Raw genomic sequence first — 20,205 nt, 5'->3', positions numbered from 1 at the left:
GACCTCCTTTCCGAGATCCACAGTATGGGGACATTTTCAAAGAGTTAGCAGGGGGACATTTTCAAAGAGTTTCGACACTTCACAAGCTTCATGGTTCAATAAACTGGTTCAAGTCAAATCATTGTTGCACGAAACCATGGATGCAATTGGAACAAATAGGACCCAGCTTACCGCATCTATCCATCGCGACCGAGCAAGTCGATGTACTTGGCAGGTACTATGATTGCGGAATGACGCCTCATATCGTATTGCCAAGTTATGACAAAATCTACCAAGTGATGCGGTTTGAAGGACTTTGGCAAATGCCTTACTTGTCCTTTCAGAACCGCATGAAGGTCTGTATAATTGGATATAGCCTAAGACCCGATGACTTTCACGCTCATGCGCTTATCTATCCACAGCTTGTTCACGGTTCAAGAGAAGGCTATCTCGATGTCCGTGTAATAGACTTTGCAGAAAACAAGAAGCAAGAGGATGCCGTTAGAGCACGATACAAACATGTAGTGGGCTGCAAGTTCTGGTTCCAGGGTTTCAACGACGCATCTCTCGATTTTCTAAGTCAGTGAGGCAACGCTGAACGCATTGCCTGTGACTATCATGCAATGCGATATAACAACGACTCAGGTGGAACAGAGACGAAATGAAAAAGTGTCCATATTGTGCGGAAGACATTCAAGACCATGCTATAAAGTGCAAGCATTGCGGTGAATGGCTGAATACCACCCACGCACAGAACTCCAAAGGCGCGCCAGACGCAACCGCCAATTTGCAACGGACCATTGGTGAGTCTCGAGGGTCTGATTCCTTAGAGTCCGATCATCTTGCAACTGGCATGTACGATCATTGCGCGCCCGCAAGAGAGGATCGCCCCCCTGACCTTCCGAGGATGGAGGCAATGGTAACGCGGGGGGGGCAAAGCGCAAGTAGTTCTGAGAATATCGACCAAGTCTCTAATACTACAGTCACCAAGAAACGGCGTGCCACCCCAATTGACTGGGCTTTTATATTCTTCGGGCTGGGGGCACACGTTGCCTACATAGTATACCGAGACAACCTCCCACTGAACACACTCGGATTCTCGGTGGGTTTCGGAGGGGCCGTTGGAGCAAGTCTAGTCGGAATAGCGCTTTTTGCCCCCCTCCTTATCTACTTCCTCAAAGTCAGAATCGGAACAGGGATTGCCATCGCCATTTTTCTAACCCTTGGTCTCTCGTATTGGACAAGAGAAAGCGACATCAAAACTGCAACTTCCAAAGAATCGTCAACTCTTGGAGACGAGCAACTTGAGAACGCCAAAGGTGCCTTCAATACACTTTTCTCGGATGTGGAGCGCACCTGGAATGGAGCGGTGATCCCGGATCGAAATCACAGCGAAGCCTCCGTCGGAAGCCTGAAACCTTTACTGGATGCATTCAACAATTTCCTTGTCACCATACAAATTGAAAACACTGAGTTTTCGACACAGCTCACAAAATTGGACCTCCGATCCATTTTACGTCCCGAAGCACTATGCTCCGCAGAGGATCGAAAGAAAGGCAAGGAACTTCTTGAAGAGGCTTCGCTTATATTAGATAAGTACTCAACAACGCTTCGCGGTCGAATGACGGAGTTTACCACCGAGCTCGATAACCTGGACATGCCCGATGACGTAAAAAGAGAATTCATCGAGGGGTATAAGAATCGTCTACAAGAAGACGCCATTACGCCATTAGATGAGTTGCACCAGATTCAGCGTTCTTATATTCGCAAAATGTCAGATTTGCTAGCCTTCATGGACGGCCTGAAAGCAGGTGCCTACCCTCGCAATGAAAATATTATATTCTCAAATTCGAACGATCTCGACGAGTATAGACTTTATATGGGAAGTTTAGAAAAATTGGCGAACGATGAACTAGAGTGCATGGCTCGAATGAAAGAACGAGCCCTGCAAGGGGCGACTAAATTCCCAAACACTGACCATCTGCAACTCTAACTCACTACTGATCAAATCGCTGCGAGCCACGCGGTCCTTCAATTGCTTGCGCAGGATGTTGTACCCTTCTGTCGTCCCATAAAACTTGCCAGCACAGGAGATATCGATGCACCTTCCTCGCCCGACTTGCCCTTTCTTCATGACGATGTTTTTCACGCTCCTCGCCCCCATGGCCATCGCCCAGTCCCCCACCGTCACCATCGACCCCATCACGCGCCATTTCCACATCACGTACTCCGTCCCCGCTGATGCGCCCGACGTGATCGAGGTCCTCTGCTCCGTATCCCCCACTGGCGCGAATGCGTGGGTGCCTGCCCGGGTTACGCCGCTGGTATCGGAGACGGCGCTGGTGATGGTGCCGAATGAGGAGTGGACCCAGTGGGAATCGGAGGGCCGCGTTACGGAGCGGCGTGCCGCCGGGCTTTCGCGGACGGTCGTGTTCAATCCCTATCCCCAGGCGCAGGTGGATGGCAAGGTGGATGCGGATTTCCGCATTGAGGTGCGCGGTGCGGCGGATGCCGTCCTGGCGACGTACACCACCCACCTCGCGGCGGATCATTCGGATGTGACCTATATCGAGGACTGGTCGAAGGTCTTTCAGGCGGACCAGCTTCAGCCGGAGGGCGGTGAGGCGCCGGCGAAGTGGCAGTGGCGCACCGGCTGGCCTGCGGAGATGGGTATGTCGCACGGCAACAGCCTCTATGGTCACGCGGGCGATACGGTGCCACTCCCCCAGCTTTCCTATCCCCTCGATCTGAAGGGGTGGTACGCGGTCTACGTGAGCATTCCCGGCGCCATGAAGCTGCGCTTCACGGGGGATGAGCGGCTGGACACCTTGTCGTCGCGCCGGGGCGAGGAGGTGCTGTGGCGCTGGGCGAAGCTGGATCATCAGAATCTGGTTTTGAAGCAGCCCTACAACTACACGGGCTACACGCCCGCCACCATCGATTATGTGAAGTTTGTTCCGCTGTCTGACGAGCAGCGGGCCGCGCTGGATGCGCCCTATGCCCTGCCGCGTGACAAGTTCATCGCGGGCTATTGGGAGCCCTATTCCTTTGCCTTCGTGGACGATGTGCAGGATGCGCTCTGGCACCGGGAGTACCTGACGGCCTATCCCGAGGCGATGATCGACCTCGTGGACATGCAGATCGGCCGCTTCGGCATGACGGTGGTCTATGAATCGCGCCGGACGGAAATGCTCTACCACTCCACCATCGGTGATCCCATAGGCGACGTGGCCCAGCCCCTCACGGACAATGTGGGGCGTATGCAGCAGTTCACGAATACGCTCCAGACCTCCGTGCGCCATGCAGAGGAGCTGGACCTTCAGCTTCACGCCAATTTCGGCGCCAGCGCGTGCTACACCGGCACGCCGTTGCAGGGGCAGTTCTCCAAAGACCACCCCGAGTGGATGCGCGGCGACGCCCTCCGCTATGAAGTCCCCGAGGTGCGCGATTACGTGTTGGGGCTCTTTCGCGAGTCACTGGAGCTTGGCGCGAAGGGCATCTCCATCGATTTCTGCCGCTATCCCGGTTGCATCGACACACCGGAAACGGCCAACGGCTTCATGAAAGGGCTGCGCGCGCTGGCCGACGAGTTCAGCGCTGCGCGGGGCGCACATGTGCCGATTCTCGTGCGCTTCCCGGCCCAGGGCGTGGATCAGTTTGAGAAATTCGACTACGCCACCTGGGCGCGCGAGGGCTGGGTGGACTACCTCTGCCCGAGCAACATCCAGGGCCGTCACAATCACTTCAACATCGCGCCCTACCTCGCCGCGGTGGAGCACACGAAAACGACCCTCCTCCCCGCGACGGACGGCCTCGCCTGGGGCAATCCGTTGCCCGGCCCCTTCCTCTGGCGCGCGAAGCAGATCTACGATGCAGGCGCACCGGGCATGTACGTCTACCAAGCCGATGGCCGCGTCTTCGGATCGCCGACGGACCGCCGCACCATGCGCCTCCTCGGCAGCAGCGCCGCCATCAACCAATACTGGGAAGACGATGCCCGGCTGCGCCCCGCGCGGAGCAAGGGCATCTACGCCACCACCAACATGCAGGTCGAAGGCTGGTGGGGCTGGCAACGCCTCCGCGTGTGGACGGAGGGCATCCCCTTCGGCGCGATGGAATTTTACCTCGACGGCAAGCTGGTGGACACCAAGCCCGGCCCGCCCTATCTTCTCGGCACCGAAGAGCACGATTCCGACGGGATCATTCCGCCGGGTGAGCATATACTGAAGATTCGCGCGCAAGACGGCGAAGGCTGGCTGGAGAAAGAGTTCAAGTTGCTGGGGGCCGGGTAATTGACAATGGACAACGACAATTGACAATGGACAATGGACAACGAAAACCGGTTCTCGAATGACTACTTCCGTCCCTTAAGTCCCTCTTAGTCCATACGTCCCTTCCGTCCCTTCCGTCCCTTCCGTCCCTTAAGTCCTTCAGCCCCCTTTAGTCCATCGCGAAAATCTCAATCCCATAGCCCGGCACTTCCACGGTCTTCCCATCGCCCAGTTCCAGCGTTACCGGCTCCGGATCATAGTTGAGTGCGGCGATCTTCCCGCTCTCCAGTACGCTGAAGAAGGTGTGGTCCGGCCGTTCGACGGCGAGGAGTTTCTGCTCCACGGGCGGCAGCACCTTTGTTTCGCTCAGCACCTCGCGCACGAAGTTGCCGTAAAGCTCTGTCGGCTCCATGTCACCGCGAAAGCGATGAAAGCTCCCCTTGCCGGTGTTGCCGCTGCTCCACGCCTCGAAGATCGCCTCCGAGCCGGAAAGGCCGCTCACCGAACCGCGCGGGAAGGAGGGATAGATCACCGTGCCGCCCGCCTGGACCCACGCATCGATCTTCGTCAGCGTTTCATCGGGCAGCACCGCGCCCCACGCAAAAACCAGGACCCGGTATTTATCCAGGAAGCCATCGTCAATCAGACGCTCATCCAGATAGTCCACCTCCGTAACACGCCGCACTTCCGCCGCGCGGGGGTTAAAGCCCCAGGCATAGAGAAAGCGGAAAGCGCTGTCCTCCAGTTGATTCACCGTTTCCGGATAGAAGACCGCCACGCTGGTCTGGCCCATGGCACGTTCGTCGAGCGCCGGTGCATAGCGCAGCCACTGGGCGATCGAGAAATCAGTCCCCATGACGTTGCTGTAATACGTAAAGAAATGGTGTCCATCCGTGTTCAACGTCTCATAGAGGCGCCCCGCAATGCCCCGCCCGGTGTGGGAGCTGGCCGGTTCATAGCCCAGGGGAATTCCGTAGTGCTTTGCCGCGGACACCGCCAGGCGAGTCGCGTAGAAATTCTGCTCATAGCTGTCGGTTTCATTGGTCAGGCGGATGCCGCCGTCGATCTGCTTCATACTCTTCGTCTGCGCGCTGTAGTCTGTGCCCGACTCGCGGAAGCCCCAGCCGCCGGCCGACTGATAGATGGGCGTATTGGGCAGGGCCTTGCGCGTTTCCAAGGCCCACCATTCGCACCAGTCCGTCATGGTGTCGGTGTACCACGCCGTGAAATCGATGCGCTCCGCCGGCACCAGCATCTGCTCGGGCAGGCGCGGCTCGATCGCGTCGAAGCCCGCATATTCCGTCTTCCAGGCGGCATTGAGGGCGCCGATGTCGCCATAGCGCTTTTCCAGGAATTTTCGATAGTCTGCCCGCGCGTAGGCATCGCCGGCCCACCAGCCCAAGTGGATGTGCATTTCCTCTCCGGCCACGCCCCAGTTTCCGCCGGCGGGGTACTGGGACTCGCCATAGTTTCCGCTCGGTCCCAGGCGCACACCCTGCAGCACGCCCATGGGCTCATAGTGTTTGCCGAAAGCCTGGAGCACCCGTGTCACATGGCGCCGATGCGGCTCGTAGCAGATACTCTGCACCGCATTGGTCACGCCATGCTCCAGACAGATCATGCCCACGTTTTCTTCGCTCTTGATGAACCACTCCGGCAGGGCATAGGCCGAGCCTACAATCAGCAGAGGAAACAATTTAAGATCGTACTCGGAAATCTTGTTCACCACCGCGTCGTAGAATGAAAAATCAAACTGTCCCTCCGCCAGCGGCTCCAGACGCTTCCAAGACACATAGGCCTCGATACCATTGAATCCCAGCACCTTCGCCAGTGGGGCAAGATCGTTCAGTTCACTGATCGAATCCTCCAGCGCCTCCATCCCGCCACGAACGTCCACACCCGCTGAAGTCACCAGATCCATTGGTCGCTTCAGCGTCACCATGGGCTTCACATCGCGCGGCACCGCATCGGCTTTCGCAGCCCACGCGGCGTCATCCTGCGGCGGCAGCGCGCGAAGGGCCGTCACATGGTTGGCGCCCGTCAGGCGCACGGTCCACTCCGAGGCGCCAGTCGCCGCCCCGAAAGCAAACCAGGCGCTCCTTCGCGCCCCCGTATTAAGCCGGGTGTAGCTGCTGTGACGGCCCGACCCCAGCGCTCCGCCCGTGCCGGTGTCGACCGATGCGGACATGAGTCCCGCACCGTAATCCATATACTCGACTTCCAGCACAAAACCATCGGGAAAAGCCGGGGCCGCGCCGCGCAACGCGAGCTCCGTCGAAGCGTAGGGGTCGCGCGACGAAGGAACATCCACACACCAGACCCCATCCTTCTCCGTTGTCGCGATGCCGCTGGAAGCGATCTCAAAGCCGGAAAGACCGCCACCCACTTTAACCTCGAACAAGACTTCCGCCCCAGCCGCCGCGATACCAAACCACACCAGACTCAGAACCATCCCGACTCGAAACATTTTCTCTCCAATCAACGACGTACCCACACCCGCGAGCGGGGTGGGATGAGGTAATTCAATGCATTTCCCGATTCCAGAAGTACGGCGCCGGTAAGTCCGTCTGACAGGCGGCCGAAGTCTTCACCGCCCAGCGCGATCTCCGCGGGCGACGTGTTGTAATTCTGTATCACCCAGCCCGTTTCCCCCAGCGGCTGCAGCGTAACCCGCGTGGGCGCGTCCACGAGCGCCTCTCCCCCACCCTGAAACACGTTCCGGATGGTGCGGGCCCATGGCCTCGGCATATCGAGCATGCCCAGATTGCGCGGCGACAGCAGCACCTCATTCACCGCATCAAAATCGGCCTGGGTGAACATCTGGATATTGAGCACCGAGAGTCGCCCCGCACCCACGGCATGGGTGGTGAGGTAGGGCACCTTCTGCCCGTCCACCAGGGCCTCCAGCAGTACGTCGGCTGCTTCCGGCGCGATGCGCCCCGCCAGATCGAGGCCCCTGGGCACTTCTACTGCGGCACCATCCAGCAGCACCGACTCCGTGCGAATGGGGCTGATCGCAGGCACGCCGGACAAACCGGCACGGCGCGCCAGCGATTCGCCCTCCGCAGCCGAGGCCAATAGGCCCGTCGTCACCACGACGTTCTTTCCGGCCCGCAAGGACGCCTCAATTTTTTTCACGATAGCGGGATCATGGGCGCCGTAGGTCGGCACAAAGACTGAAGCCGCTTCGGCGGGATAGGCGGAAACGGGAATGACCGGCACGCCCAGCATCCCCACGAAGTCCATGATGTACATGTCGCTGCCCGGATCGCTGTTGGCCGGTTTATAGGTGGCCACACCCGTCACGGGCTGCTCGTCCACCGCGCTCGCGAGCCGCTCCAGGCCGGCCCGTTCCTGCTGGAGGAGGGCGAGTCCCGGGTGGCGCTCTTCTATTCCGGCCACACTGAAGAGCACAATGTCATTCGCGCCGGCCAGCACCGTCTGCCAGGCTTGCTCCACGAAGTCGAAGGCATCGCAGTCGCCGAAGTCGAACCAGGCCGCGCCCATCTTCCCCCGCGAGAGCGAGGCGATCCAGCGATAGTTCACGAAGCCCTCGTAGGGCTGGGTGAATCCAAAGCGCTGCGTGTATTGCCCCCGCGATTCCGTGCCCACCCACACGCCGTCATAGAGTTGGGGCTTCCGGTTCGTATCATAGCCAAACTGATGATAGCGGTCGTACGACTGGGGAAATTTCACAATCATCGTGATGTCGGGGTTCTCCTCCTTCGCCGGACCGATGATGGCCCGCTGCGAAAGCGACGTCATGAGATCGCGCCGATACTGGCCCCAGCTTCGTCGCCCCCGCGTTCGCTCGGACTCCGGACTGGTGTCGCCGCTGAGAAGAAAATCATCCACCACAAAAGTGTCGAAGACCCGCGCCGCACCGCGCACCGAAGCCTCGATATCCGCCTGGGTCTTCGGATTCTGGAAATTCATCCAGGCGAGGCCCTCGTTCGCGGCCACACCCCAGTCTCCGCCCGGCACCGTGGCAATACCCCCGGTGACGCGAAAGCCCTCGGCAGCGAAGTATTCTTTCAAGAGGCGCGCCTCGTCTTCCGAAAGGGCCGTGCCGCCGCGGTTGACTTCGATTATGACCCCGGAAATGTCCATTTCCCGGAGCATGGTCACGGCCGCCTCCCGTTTCGCTGGCTCCAGCCAGTTGCGGGCGCTATCCACCGTGCAATAGGTTGTGAGGCGAAGCGACGTCGGCTCAGAACTGGCACGGGCCGAAAGAAACCCGGCCAGTATCAGTATCGCTCCCTTTCCCCAGAGTCCCCAACCCCGTCCCATTCGTATTTTCAAAGCGAACTCCTCTCCAGGCCAACGGTTCCCCTCGTGTTGGCGTACTACGCGCGCCGTTCCCTCGCGCGGCGTGGAGACAGACGCTTCCTTTAGCTTCTCACAGGATCGAGGTCGAAGTCACGCACAATTGATGCTATTGACTCACGGACGAATTGTGAGAATTCCAGATTTCTGGTATCCTTTAGTTGAGTGGCGCCGCCGACCACGCTTGGGAGGTCGGGAGGCGCGAGGCCCGACCCATGCACCCCGTTGCCAAACGAAGCGCAGATCAGGGATCCCCCTGTCGCCAGCACCCGTTGGTGAGGCTCGCCCTTTTGCTCGCCCTGCTTCTGGTCGGCCCTTCCGTGGTCGGCGCCAACGCCCCCGAATCTCCATTCCGGATCGGTGTGTTGTACTGGTCCATGAATATACCCGGCCAGGTCGCCATGCGCCAGGGCCTGGAAGCCGAGGCCGAAGCGATCAACCACCGCGCGAAGGCCAACGGGGCGCGCGGCGTAGAGTTGCTGGCCCGCGTCGCTGGCGAGGGAAACGAGGGCATAGAGAACCAGATTGTGCAGATGAGCGCCCTGGTAATGGAAGGGGTGGACCTCCTCATCGTGCAGCCGACCGACAACGCCGCCCTCGTGCCGCCCCTGAAGGCCGCCAACAGCGCGGGAATCCCCGTAATAGCCTACGACCAATACATCAGCGATGGCGTTCTGGCCTCCTACCTCACCTCGGACAACTATCAGGCGGGCTATCTCGATGGCGAGTATATCGCCCACCATTTCCCGGACGACCGCGCCATCAGACTGGTCCTCGTCGAGTATCCCCACGTATCGTCGACGGTTGAGCGTGTAAACGGACTCCTGGACGCCCTCCAGGACCGCCGCCAGCGCTATGAGATACTCAAGACCTACATCGCCGTCGAGCCGGAAGGTGGGCGCGCGGCCGGCGGGGCCATACTCGCCGATTTTCCGGAGAAGGGCGGAGTCGACGTGGTTTTCGCCGTGAACGACGGCGGCGGAATGGCGGTCGCCGAAGTCCTCTCCGAAGCGGGTCGAAGCGAGATCTTCATGGCGACCATCGACGGCGATCCACGCTCGGTCGAGCGCATCGCAAAGGGCGAGGGCCTGATCCGCATCGATTCGGCCCAGTTTTGCGGCCCCCTCGGCGCGGAAGCCATGAAGACGGCCTACCGCGTGCTGAACGGCGAGAAAGTCGCCCCCCACATCCTGATCCCGGTCTTTCCCGTAACGGCGGAGACCGTCGCCAACTACCGTGGCTGGATGGGCCCAATCCCCGGGCAATTTACGAAGCCCTGGCCGAGCACCCTGGCGGAGTGGAAGCCAGAACCGAAAGCCGCCAATGATTCCGACACGCCTGAAGCGCCCTGAGCGCCGGGGAACGCGCCTCCCCACCCTCACCCACTTCGATCGAAAGATCGCCCTGGGCTTTGGCGCCTTGGTGCTCCTGCTCATGCTCGTTGTCACCATGGTGGGCAACCATGCCTATCGGCGCGTGGCCCGGGGCAATGAAGAAGTCCTCATCACCGCCCTCTCGGGCATTCTCGCCGACTCCATCAACCGCGCCAGCTTTTCCGGACGCTATCACCTGCGCGGCCTCCTCGAACAGCTCGCCCGGGAGCACCGCCAACTCGCCTACGTCTATGTGGCGAGCACCGAGGGTGAAATTATCGCCCACAGCGATCCCGCACTCAACGCCACGCGAGTATCCAGCGACCTTCTCCCCGATCTCGAGCGCACCATCAGGAGCGAGGCCCCCTACGTCCGTGAGCGCGCCGAAGGCGAAGTGCCGATACAGGAAGTGATCATGCCCTATCGGGCGGGCTACGAAAACCAGATCGGCGGCATAATCGTCGCCGGTGTCTCCCTGAGCAACCTCAGCGCCCCCACACTCCGTACCTGGGCCACCATGATCGTCCTCATCGCCGGTCTGACCACCCTTTCCCTCCTCGCCACGTACCTCATGAGCAAACGCTTTGCCGGGCCCGTGAAGCAACTGGCCTGGACACTCCACGGCATTCTCGAGCACAGCCCGGTCTACATCGGCATTTTTCGGCCCGATGGCTCCCTCCAGGAGGCCAGCGCAAACTACCGGAGCGTTGCCCTCGGCGACCAGGCTCCCCTGCGGAACACCCTGGCCGATCTCCAGGCCCCCGGCCATCAGAAGGCGGAAGTTTGCGAATGGGAATTCGTGCGAAACGGCGATCACCGCGTCGCCATGGCCACCACCTTTCCCATTTCCCGCGACAGGGACGGCGACATCACCCTCTTCTGCGCCATCGCCGCCGATATCACGGGACAACGCCAGGCCGAGGCCGAGCTCCGTAAACATCGGGACCTCCTGGAACAGACCGTCGGGGAGCGCACGCAGGCCCTGGAGGACGCCAACGCCGAACTCGCCCGGCGCGGCCACCAGGCCCTGCAATTAAGCCAGCTCAAGGAGTCACTGCTGGGCGACGCCTCCTTCGACGTGAAAATGCGCGGCATAGCCGCCTGCGTCCTGTCCGTGCTCGATGTTGCCGTCTGCCAGATCTGGATCGCCGGTCCGGGCGATCGCTGCGATCTGGGCTGTATCCATAGCGGCGATGGCGCGCCGCCACGGCGTTGTATCGATCAGGATCGATGCCTCCACCTCGCCGTCAGCGCAACCCGCAATGCCGCCGCGATGCCGATGATCCATGATCGCGTGCCCCTCGGCCTGCACCGGGTGGGAAGGCTGGCGGCGGGAAGCGCCCAGAGAGACATCACCAATGACTTCCACGGCACGCCCGAGAACCCGGAGCCCCGTTGGGTCCGGGAAATGGGGCTCAGCGCCTTCGGCGGATACCGACTCAACTCGCGATTCGGCGACCTGGCGGGCGTGCTCGCCGTTTTCGGCGACCATCCCTTCGCCCCCGACGACGAGGCCGTGCTGGAGGATCTCAGCACCACCACTTCCTACGTGATCCAGGCGAAGCACGACGCCGATGCCTTGGAAGCGGCAAACCGCAGTCTGGTTCAACGTGAACGCCTCGCCACCCTCGGCGAATTGACCGCCACCGTGAGCCATGAACTCCGCAACCCCCTCGGCACCATTCAGGCCTCCTATTTCCTCCTGAAGAATCGCCTGTCAGGCAGTGCCGACGAAAAGGTCGGTGGCGCATTGGAGCGGGCGGGCCGGGCGATCCAGCGCTGCGACCGGATCATCGAGGCCTTGCTGGATTTCACCCGCGAAACCACCCTTCACCGGGAGATAACCCATTTGGACACCTGGCTGGAAGAGGAACTCCGGGCCTACACTTTCCCCGCCAGCGTGACCGTGCGTACGGCCATCGAAAAAAGTATCCAGGGAAGCTTCGATCGCCAGGTCCTGTACCAGTGCCTCACCAATGTGCTTAACAATGCCTGCGACGCCGTGCTGGAGGACGCCGACTCAGGCGGGGAAAAGCCGAGTATCATCACCGTTTCGCTCGCCCCCTGCTCCGGCGGTGTCGTGCTCACGGTGGAAGATACCGGAGCGGGCATCGCCCGGGAAAACCTCGACCAGATTTTTACGCCCCTCTACAGCACCAAGGGCTTCGGCACCGGCCTGGGGCTGCCCCTCGTGCGCAAACTGCTTGACCTGCACGGGGGCCGCATCGATGTAACCAGTCGCCGAGGCGAGGGCACCATCGTCCGCATGACCCTGCCGCTCGAAGAGTCCCCGAACCCCATCAGCGCCGCCACGGCCCCCTGAGGAATACCGCCATACTTACTTCGGCTTGTAGTCCGGGCACTTCACCGCGTTCGGGCGTTGGGGCCGGGTACAGGCCGATCCGTAGTCATATTGACAATTGTCACACAGAAACTCCGTGGGGCAACGAAAGCGCAACCACCACGCCTGAATACGGCTCAAAAGACTCTGCTGCGTGCTCATGATTTTCTTCCGAACTGTTCTCGGTGGGCCAGGGGCAACATGCCCTCGCTTCTTGGTCACAGTCTAGCAGAATGAACCCAACCGTGAACACCTGCCGGTTGGTCGAACCCCTTCAGCCTGTGTGCCCCCACACGTCGGCGCCCGTTCAAGGCGCCTGCCGCCGCAGCGGCCAATAAAAGTAAATAGTTGTCAACAATTACAACTTTTTGCAACTATCCAGGTGGTTTGGCGCCCCGACTCTCCCTCCTGCATATCCGCAAGCCATTTATTTGCAAATTGTTAAGAAATAACCAACGGCGCGGCGCACTTCTTGCTAACATTGTGTTCGATGGCGCAACATGAAACAGGTTAACACTTGGGGAGATTGCCACTTTCGCGTCGAATTGGTAAGACCGGGGAATCCATCGTTCATTGTTGGTCACACGTGTATGTCTAAGCTGAGAGCGTCATCCCTCAGCCTGCAGTAGCCCAACCTTTTCAGAGGACAATTCTATGAGCATGAAAAGACTATTCTTGAGTTCGGCCATTGGTGTCTACGCCCTGCTCTCCGCCGGGTCTGCCCAGGCCCTCCTCCTCAACGCGAGCGGCACAATTGAATTCCACAACGAGGTGGACATCTATACCGGCACGTTGACGGATGACGTGTTCAATGTCCGCATTTGGACCGATTCCTTCCTGAACGCCTTCAACTTCGATCCCATCATCGCCTTGTGGGACAGCTCGGGCAATCTCCTTTTCCAGAATGACGACAATCCCACCATCAATCCGAGCACACAGACCTACTACGACTCGGGCATCTACATCCCCACGCTGGCGCCGGGGGACTACTTCTTTACCGTCACCTCGTTCAACAATTTTGCCAACGGCACAAATCTGTCCGACGGCTTCCTCTATGACAACGAAACGCCCATTCCGATCGGTACCTGGACCAATGGTTCCCAGAGCTTCTACAACGTCTGGTTCGAAGCCAGCCCCGTCCCCGAGCCCGCCACAATGACCCTGCTCGGAATTGGCCTCGGCGGCATGATGCTCCGGGCCGCCCGCAGGCGCAAAGCGAGCTGAGTAGCCCCGAACGTTCAGGAATGCATCAAGCACAAGGGCCGCCCCTCATCGGGGCGGCCATTTTTTGTGCTCTTCGGTGCCTTGGGCAATAGTTCGGGCTGCGCCCCAACTATTGGCCACCGCCTTCTATCCCTTATTCCCAAACCGCTTCCGGTAGGCCGGGGGCGACACGCCTTCGACCTTTTTGAAAAGTCGGGCGAAGTTGCTCTGATCGGAGATACCCACGCGCAGCCCCACGGCGGCTACGCTCAAGCCCGTCTCCCGGAAAAGACGCTTGGCGCGGTCCACGCGGATTCGCCCCACATAATCCGAGAAACTCATGCCGAACTTGCGCTTCAACCGGTGACTGATGGCCGAGGGCGTTTCGCCCAGTTGCGCAGCCACCTCCTCCAGCGTGACGCCCTCCACCAGTCGCTCATTGACCAGGGCGAACAACTCGGGATAGTTCGGCAGCGAGACTTCGGCCTGTTCCCGCGTCGCCGAACGCCGAAGAAAACTGAAGAGTCGCAGGGTCGCGTCCAGAAGAGCGCTGTCGTTTTCCCCGGCGGTCACCGCCTCCATGAAAACCGGATAGGCGTCCCAGGCGGCCTCAACGGAAAGCCCCGTGCCCGCCAGACCTTCAAGCGCGGCACTGGCCAGCGTGGCCACACGGGCCCGGCGCTGATCAAGACTCCGCCCCCCACTGCGATGCAATTCCTCCAGGTCGCCCTGCAGCAAGCTCCGGGCCTGCTGGAAGCTGCCGCCGGCGAGGGCCGCCACGATGGCGGGGACGATACCCGCCGCCGCAGTCTCGCGTGGCGTTGCGCGACGGCGCGGGACGGGCGTCGATACGATAACGCCCTCGGCGGGAAGCGGCTCCGGGGCGACCGCGCTGGCAGCCGATTTCCACGCGGCCTGAAGCGCCTCCATGCACCATTCCGCGATGGCGGGCGCCGAAGCGGCGGGCGCCCGGTGGATGTCGTCCAGCGATACGGGCAGCGCGTCCAGTTTTTTTTCGAGGAGATTCTCGAAGCCCGCCTGGATATCGGCCTCAAGCGAGCGCTGCTCTTCCATCGGGCAAAAAGGCCCGAAGGTCATGACGAATTTCTCGCCGGGCAGCACCGGTGCGGACACGCAGGCGAAACCCAGATGACAGATGAAGGGCATGGGACGGCGCTGGCGCAAGGCCATGCTCGCCGCCGTGGTCCGGGAGAGACGGCAGGCCGAGGCGCCGCCGGGAAGCGATTGAACCTGGCGGCAGGCAGCGCACTGTCCCCACCCCACGATCCGCGCCCCTTCCTGATTCCGTTCCACGAAGTGAACACTCAGGGGAACCCCCGCGCCCGTGGCGGCCCGGGCCAGCAGGGCCAGAACCGCGTCCGATCGCAGGAATTCCAGGGGGGTCATGGCGCAACCACCTGAAAAAGCGGCGTGGGCGCGTCCTGCGTGGCCAGAAACATCGCCGCGCCGTGCTCCTTCAATACCCCCCGCACCCGGCGCTCCACCAGTTCGGGGGTGTTGTTCTTTTCACTGATATGCACCAGTATAACAAGCTGCAGACCGTCGTGGAGCAGACTGTGCAGCAGGGAGCACATGTCTTCATTGGACAGGTGGCCCTGGCGCCCCCGGATGCGCTGCTGGATCTGGGGTGGATAGTGGCCATTGCGCAGCATTTCGGGACAGTAGTTGGATTCGATCACGAGGGCATGGGAACCGGTCAGCCGATTGCGCACCAGGTGTGACGCATGGCCCAGATCCGTAGCCAGGCCAAACTGCGCCCCCTCGGACCGCACCGTAAAGCCCACGGGGTCCGCCGCATCGTGGGACACGCTGAAGCTTTGAACCTCCATGTCCCCCAGACGCAGGTCGTCGCCCGCCTCGAAAAAGTGAATCTCCCCCCGCAACCCGAGATTCGCCGGCAGACTGTCGTGGGTGCCCCGGGTCATATAGATGGGAATATCCAGCTTTCGCGTAAGAACGCCCAGCCCGCCGACGTGGTCCCCATGTTCATGGGTCACGAGGACAGCGGAGAGCCCATCGAGGCTTTCACCGACGGCTTCCAGGCGTTGCGACAACTGCTTAAAGGAAAGGCCGTTGTCAATTAATATCTTTGCGCCGCGTGAACGGAGCAGGATGGCGTTGCCACTGCTACCACTTCCAAGTAGGCTGAATTGAAGCACTTCCACTCTCTTTCAAGGCCGGGCTAACTGCTTGGGGGATAAGCAAGTATAGCAAGTAGCGGTCCACCTATCAATTGACACCCTGCCGGGCCAGTGCTATAATGGCATGTGTCTTGCTGGAAGGAATACGCGCACTTATGATGCACATGGAACATCGGCTGGTTCAGACCCAGCGTCAACAGCTTATTTTAACCCAGAAAATGCAGCAGGCACTGCATATTCTGCAGTTAAACGGGGTAGAGCTGGAACAGTATGTCCAGCAGGAACTCGAGGCCAATCCCTTTCTGGAGCAAAAGCTCAAAAAGGAAGATCAGCTCCCGTTGCCCACGGGGGATTCTATTCGACAGATCGACGAGCCCTTCGACGAGTCCTTTGATCTCGACCGCCACACCGATACCTGGGACATCCGCTATCGGGAAGGGCAGGACCTGAGTCACAACGCCGATCTCTATGCCCGGCGCAAATTCTACGAAGACTCCATCACCCAGGAAGAGTCCCTCCGGGCCCATCTCCTGTCCCAGTTGACCCTGTCCACGGACAACGATCAGGACTACCTCATCGGCGAGCGCATCATCATTGGCGATATCGACGAGCGGGGCTATTTCACCGGGGATGAATCCTTCATCGCGGCGGAGCTCATGGTACCCGTGCTCGCGGTGGAGCGGGTCCTCCACAAGATCCAGCGTTTCGAGCCTACCGGCGTGGGCGCCCACGATGTGGTGGAGTGCCTTCTCCTCCAGATTCAAGCGGAATACCCGGAAAATGAACAGCTCGTCGAACTGGTGAGCAATCACCTCGACGACCTCATGAACCGACAGATCCCTAAAATCGCCAAGGCCATGAAGATCACGCCGGAGGAGGTGGAAAACCTCAAGAAGCAGCTTTCCACCCTCAACCCCTGGCCGGGTCACGAATACGAATCGGAACCGCCCCAGTACATCGCGGCGGAAGTCGTGGTGGAAAAGGTCAACGGCGAGTTCTTTGTCCGCTTGGCCGACGAACGCCTCTCCGACCTGAACATCAACACGGAATACCACGAAGAGATAAAACACGCCGGCCTGGACAAGGAGGGCAAGGACTACGTCCGCGCCAAGCTGGAATCCGCCAAGTGGCTCCAGCGCAACATCGCCCAGCGCCAGCAGACCATCCTCAAGGTCTCCCAGGCCATAGTGAACTACCAGAAGGACTTCCTGGAGAAGGGCATCGAACACATCCGCCCTCTGACCCTTCAGGTCATCGCCGACGAAATCGGCGTCCACGAATCCACCGTCGCCCGCACCACCCGGGGCAAATACATCCAGACCCCCCAGGGCCTCTTCGAGCTCAAATACTTCTTCTCCTCCGGCGTCTCCTCCGACTCCGGCGACAACCAGTCCTCCAAGAGTGTTCAGGCCAAAATCCAGAAGCTCATCGAGGCCGAAGACCCCTACAAGCCCCTCAGCGACCAGAAAATCGCCGACATCCTCAAGAAGGAAGAAGGCACCATCGTCGCACGCCGCACGGTCACCAAATACCGCGAGGCCCTGAACATCCCGCCCACCACAAAGCGGAAAAAGTTCAAGTAAAGCCCCCCTCCGAGAGCACGCCCGATAGTACAAGCGTGCCACACGATTGCGAGGTACGAGCATTCGTGTGCCCTGAGCCACACCCGCTGTAGACCCTAAAAAGGAACCCGCCCTGCCCTTCTGCATCGCAGAATAGATGGTCGACGCCGTTTACTCAGGGGTGCCTGTCCGTATTCTTGTTCCGTGAATTTCCGTGCCTTTCCGTGGTCGATCCTCCGTGGTCGCTCCTCTTCTGATGACCACAGCATGGCAACCGGATATTCGCGTCCAGTCGCGTCCATTCGTGGTTCAGCGCCATCACCCGTGCCCAACCGTCACTCAACACAAGTTTTTCCTCGCATTCGCGGGCCGGGAGCGTATAATAGCGCGCCGACGGGGGACGTCGTTGTGTCGGGTGGGAACGTGTGAAGTGGTCGTGCCCTGTTGCGCGGTCGGGAAAGGAAGAATCGTGAAGAAGTGCAGCCTTCGGTGGATCTTTGTCTTGGGCCTGGTGTCACTCGGGGGAATCGCGGCGGAGGCGGAAGACGGGACCGCAGCGTCCGGAGAAAAAGTGAACACGGCCGTTGTGCCGGAACCGGGCGGCAGCGACACCTGGCGCGAGCGGCACGCGGCGATGAATGCCCGGGCGAAGGAGGGAAATGTCGATCTTATCTATATCGGCGATTCGATTGTGGGGAACTGGAAGTGGGAAGGCAAGCCCGTCTGGGATCACTACTATGCGAAGCGCAACGGGATGATCCTGGGTATTTCCGGGGACCGCACGCAGCAGGTGCTGTGGCGCCTGCAAAACGGAAACATCGAAGGGATTTCGCCGAAGCTCGCCATCGTCATGATCGGACAGAACAACGGCCCCTTCAACACCGGGGAAGAGATTGGCGCCGGGGTGACGGCCATCGTCCAGACCCTTCGGGAAAAGCTGCCCCAGACAAAGATCCTCATACTGGCCATATTCTTCCGGGGGGAAAAGCCCACGGAAGAGCGGGCCGTGCTGACGAAGGCCAACGAGATCGCGTCAAAGCTGGCGGACGACAAGATGGTGTTCTACATGGATGTGAACTACCTCTTCCTCCAGCCGGACGGAAGCATACCCGCGTCGCTCATGCCGGATTTTGAGCATCCAAACGAAGAAGGACATCGCGTCTGGGCGGCGGCCATCGAGCCGAAGGTGGCCGAGCTCATGGGCGATGCGCCGACACCCGAGATGCCGAAACAGCCCTAACGGTCGGCAATGGGCCGTAGGGTCGTAGGGTCGCAGATGCGGCATGAAGTGGTCCCGCCCTGAAAAGAGTCCCATTGCGGTGAAATGATGGATCATCCGCTTTGAGGATACGTCGGCAATTATGCCGCCGCATACTTGTGCCTGCCAGCGAAAACGAAAATTCACGACTACCGTCTACCGGAGCACTACTCGACGGGCCAGAACACCGTATTTGGGCATGCTCTTCCGGCCCTTCGGGCCGGAAGACTTAATCGAACCGGCTTCGCGAACAATTGCCGGAAGATTGCCTGTGCCTGTGTTTCTTGAACGAATCTCGCCTCGAGAAGCCCACATGGTTAAGCGAATGTACGCTCAAACCGGATGAACCGAAATGATCGACCTCCCCTATTGGTATGGAGCAGACCTTGACGTGCCGGACGCGGAAGAGCTTGGCGAGGAGCAGCTTCTTGAGGGGCCTAAGCCATATTCTTCTGCCCGATCGCGGCACAATCCCCCAACAACGGGAAGGCGACCGAAGGTGGACTGCAAATTCGCCGGAGGCGAATTAACCCTCCAGGTTGATACAGGGCATGCTTCAATTCAATCGGGCGCGGAGCGGGTGTGTGATGTCTTTGGCTTGCTGTCCAAAGTCGAATTCCCGTAAATGACACGGCCTTTCCACACCACATAGGCCTTTGCCTCAACCTGCAAGGTTAAGCCACCTTCGGCGCGCTCCCAGGTTCAAAAGGGCGACCTTAGAAATGGTTTCCCGAGGGAACTCGTAGGGGTGCATAGGAAGTCCTCATCTATAGGTGGCCGCCCCGTTTTCCTGCCTCCATAAGAACGCGCATTCCCACTCGTGAAATCCTTGCATTGACTCCATGATACATTCGGTAGTCCGGCAACGTGAGCGAGACCGTACAATCGTAGCCCCCGCCACGGCAGACTTTATCACTGACAGCCTTCTCAGGAAGGACTACGGGGTTTTCTCTTGCCTTGTCATCGTAGGCTCTGTAGGTATCTAAGCACCACTCGTAGACATTTCCCCCCAAATCATAGAAGCCGAATGAGTCGGACTTCCTGGTACCTACTGGATGCGTACTGTTCCCGCTATTTTCCGCGACCCAGTTGTACGCGAGCAACTCGGAACTATCAACATTCTCTCCACTCTCTGCAATCGCACCAAGCTTGCAGGCATACTCCCACTCGGCTTCAGTCGGAAGCCGAAAGACAGCTGATCGCCGCCTTGTCAGTTCTTTGCAATACCTATTAGCATCGGACCAGCTTATTCCCTCAACCGGCCTGGCTGCTCCCTTAAACATCGACGGATTTGAGCCCATGACGCGACTCCACTGTGCTTGGGTAACTTCAAACTTACCAAGCCAGAAACCTGGGCTGATACGCACCTTCCTCATAGGACTGGAACCATTTCCAGAATTCCCCCCCTGATAGAAGACCCCAGCAGGAACCCAGATGAACTCCATCCCCCCAAACTCGGCGGTTGCTCCAGGTGGTCGAACTGAATCCGCAGGGCTTTCATCTGGTCGCACCATGGACTCAAATGCAGGAGGTGCGAGTGACCACGCAAGAACCCCGACCAATACTAGCAGTGATAGTCCGACCGCCGCACCCCCAGCCTTCCAATAGTAACTCATTCCCTAACACCCTGCTTTGATGACTTAAATTCAGACGAAAACCGGTTGCACGACGTACGGCTGTGTTGTCTCAGCCTGAATCGGAGTGGTGCCCGTATTTCTTAGTGAGTTCGG

14 protein-coding genes are annotated in these 20,205 nt (G+C 59.8%); 9 read left to right on the top strand and 5 right to left on the bottom strand.

What is annotated here, in order from left to right:
- Positions 1-140: 140 nt before the first annotated feature.
- From JNK74_08820 to JNK74_08810, 3 genes are all read left to right on the top strand, one after another.
- Positions 141-566: a hypothetical protein gene (locus JNK74_08820; GenBank protein MBL7646274.1), complete on the top strand. Its 426-nt coding sequence runs from the start codon at positions 141-143 to the stop codon at positions 564-566.
- A 74-nt stretch (positions 567-640) separates the two neighbouring features.
- The gene (locus JNK74_08815; GenBank protein ID MBL7646273.1) at positions 641-1,972 is read left to right on the top strand and encodes a hypothetical protein; all 1,332 of its coding nucleotides are present in this window, start codon (positions 641-643) and stop codon (positions 1,970-1,972) included.
- 106 nt (positions 1,973-2,078) lie between these two features.
- A complete protein-coding gene (locus JNK74_08810) occupies positions 2,079-4,271 on the top strand; it encodes a hypothetical protein (GenBank protein MBL7646272.1) in 2,193 nt (730 codons plus the stop codon).
- A gap of 148 nt (positions 4,272-4,419) precedes the next feature.
- Here the strand turns inward: JNK74_08810 and JNK74_08805 are convergent, their stop codons facing one another.
- Together JNK74_08805 and JNK74_08800 are read right to left on the bottom strand one after the other, a co-directional pair.
- Complete coding sequence (locus JNK74_08805; GenBank protein MBL7646271.1) at positions 4,420-6,717, bottom strand: beta-galactosidase; 2,298 nt, start codon at positions 6,715-6,717, stop codon at positions 4,420-4,422.
- 11 nt (positions 6,718-6,728) lie between these two features.
- Entirely contained in the window at positions 6,729-8,552 is a 1,824-nt protein-coding gene (locus tag JNK74_08800) for a hypothetical protein (protein MBL7646270.1), read from the bottom strand.
- A 239-nt stretch (positions 8,553-8,791) separates the two neighbouring features.
- Here JNK74_08800 and JNK74_08795 point away from each other — a divergent pair, with 239 nt between their 5' ends.
- The 3 genes from JNK74_08795 (at position 8,792) to JNK74_08785 (ending at position 13,514) form a co-directional block, all read left to right on the top strand.
- Positions 8,792-9,928, top strand: a complete 1,137-nt coding sequence (locus JNK74_08795; protein ID MBL7646269.1) for a sugar ABC transporter substrate-binding protein — start codon at positions 8,792-8,794, stop codon at positions 9,926-9,928.
- Positions 9,900-12,272: a hypothetical protein gene (locus JNK74_08790; protein ID MBL7646268.1), complete on the top strand. Its 2,373-nt coding sequence runs from the start codon at positions 9,900-9,902 to the stop codon at positions 12,270-12,272. The genes JNK74_08795 and JNK74_08790 overlap by 29 nt, the downstream gene beginning before the upstream one ends.
- Positions 12,273-12,950: 678 nt before the next feature.
- Positions 12,951-13,514, top strand: a complete 564-nt coding sequence (locus tag JNK74_08785; protein MBL7646267.1) for a PEP-CTERM sorting domain-containing protein — start codon at positions 12,951-12,953, stop codon at positions 13,512-13,514.
- A gap of 126 nt (positions 13,515-13,640) precedes the next feature.
- Here the strand turns inward: JNK74_08785 and JNK74_08780 are convergent, their stop codons facing one another.
- Entirely contained in the window at positions 13,641-14,900 is a 1,260-nt protein-coding gene (locus JNK74_08780; GenBank protein ID MBL7646266.1) for a helix-turn-helix domain-containing protein, read from the bottom strand.
- Positions 14,897-15,673 carry an MBL fold metallo-hydrolase gene (locus JNK74_08775; protein MBL7646265.1) on the bottom strand — a complete coding sequence of 259 codons (777 nt, stop codon included), beginning with the start codon at positions 15,671-15,673 and terminating at the stop codon, positions 14,897-14,899. The genes JNK74_08780 and JNK74_08775 overlap by 4 nt, the downstream gene beginning before the upstream one ends.
- Positions 15,674-15,810: 137 nt before the next feature.
- Here JNK74_08775 and rpoN point away from each other — a divergent pair, with 137 nt between their 5' ends.
- From rpoN to JNK74_08760, 3 genes are all read left to right on the top strand, one after another.
- A complete protein-coding gene (gene rpoN, locus JNK74_08770) occupies positions 15,811-17,238 on the top strand; it encodes an RNA polymerase factor sigma-54 (protein ID MBL7646264.1) in 1,428 nt (475 codons plus the stop codon).
- Positions 17,239-17,473: 235 nt separating this feature from the next.
- Positions 17,474-18,457: a GDSL family lipase gene (locus JNK74_08765; GenBank protein MBL7646263.1), complete on the top strand. Its 984-nt coding sequence runs from the start codon at positions 17,474-17,476 to the stop codon at positions 18,455-18,457.
- A gap of 370 nt (positions 18,458-18,827) precedes the next feature.
- Positions 18,828-19,100 (top strand): hypothetical protein, encoded by a 273-nt coding sequence (locus JNK74_08760; protein ID MBL7646262.1) that lies wholly within the window; start codon positions 18,828-18,830, stop codon positions 19,098-19,100.
- Between the two features lie 142 nt (positions 19,101-19,242).
- Here the strand turns inward: JNK74_08760 and JNK74_08755 are convergent, their stop codons facing one another.
- On the bottom strand, positions 19,243-19,920 hold the full coding sequence (locus JNK74_08755; protein MBL7646261.1) for an SUMF1/EgtB/PvdO family nonheme iron enzyme: 678 nt from the start codon (positions 19,918-19,920) through the stop codon (positions 19,243-19,245).
- Positions 19,921-20,205 lie beyond the last annotated feature (285 nt).

Source organism: Candidatus Hydrogenedentota bacterium (genome assembly GCA_016791475.1).
Taxonomy (GTDB): Bacteria; Hydrogenedentota; Hydrogenedentia; order Hydrogenedentales; family JAEUWI01; genus JAEUWI01.
This window is presented reverse-complemented; position numbering and strand designations above follow the sequence as displayed.

Coding starts and splice junctions, on each gene's coding strand:
- JNK74_08820 (MBL7646274.1), top strand. CDS start 141: ATGCAATTGGAACAAATAGGACCCAGCTTACCGCATCTATCCATCGCG.
- JNK74_08815 (MBL7646273.1), top strand. CDS start 641: ATGAAAAAGTGTCCATATTGTGCGGAAGACATTCAAGACCATGCTATA.
- JNK74_08810 (MBL7646272.1), top strand. CDS start 2,079: ATGCACCTTCCTCGCCCGACTTGCCCTTTCTTCATGACGATGTTTTTC.
- JNK74_08805 (MBL7646271.1), bottom strand. CDS start 6,717: ATGTTTCGAGTCGGGATGGTTCTGAGTCTGGTGTGGTTTGGTATCGCG.
- JNK74_08795 (MBL7646269.1), top strand. CDS start 8,792: ATGCACCCCGTTGCCAAACGAAGCGCAGATCAGGGATCCCCCTGTCGC.
- JNK74_08790 (MBL7646268.1), top strand. CDS start 9,900: ATGATTCCGACACGCCTGAAGCGCCCTGAGCGCCGGGGAACGCGCCTC.
- JNK74_08785 (MBL7646267.1), top strand. CDS start 12,951: ATGAAAAGACTATTCTTGAGTTCGGCCATTGGTGTCTACGCCCTGCTC.
- JNK74_08780 (MBL7646266.1), bottom strand. CDS start 14,900: ATGACCCCCCTGGAATTCCTGCGATCGGACGCGGTTCTGGCCCTGCTG.
- rpoN (MBL7646264.1), top strand. CDS start 15,811: ATGATGCACATGGAACATCGGCTGGTTCAGACCCAGCGTCAACAGCTT.
- JNK74_08765 (MBL7646263.1), top strand. CDS start 17,474: ATGACCACAGCATGGCAACCGGATATTCGCGTCCAGTCGCGTCCATTC.
- JNK74_08760 (MBL7646262.1), top strand. CDS start 18,828: ATGATCGACCTCCCCTATTGGTATGGAGCAGACCTTGACGTGCCGGAC.
- JNK74_08755 (MBL7646261.1), bottom strand. CDS start 19,920: ATGGAGTTCATCTGGGTTCCTGCTGGGGTCTTCTATCAGGGGGGGAAT.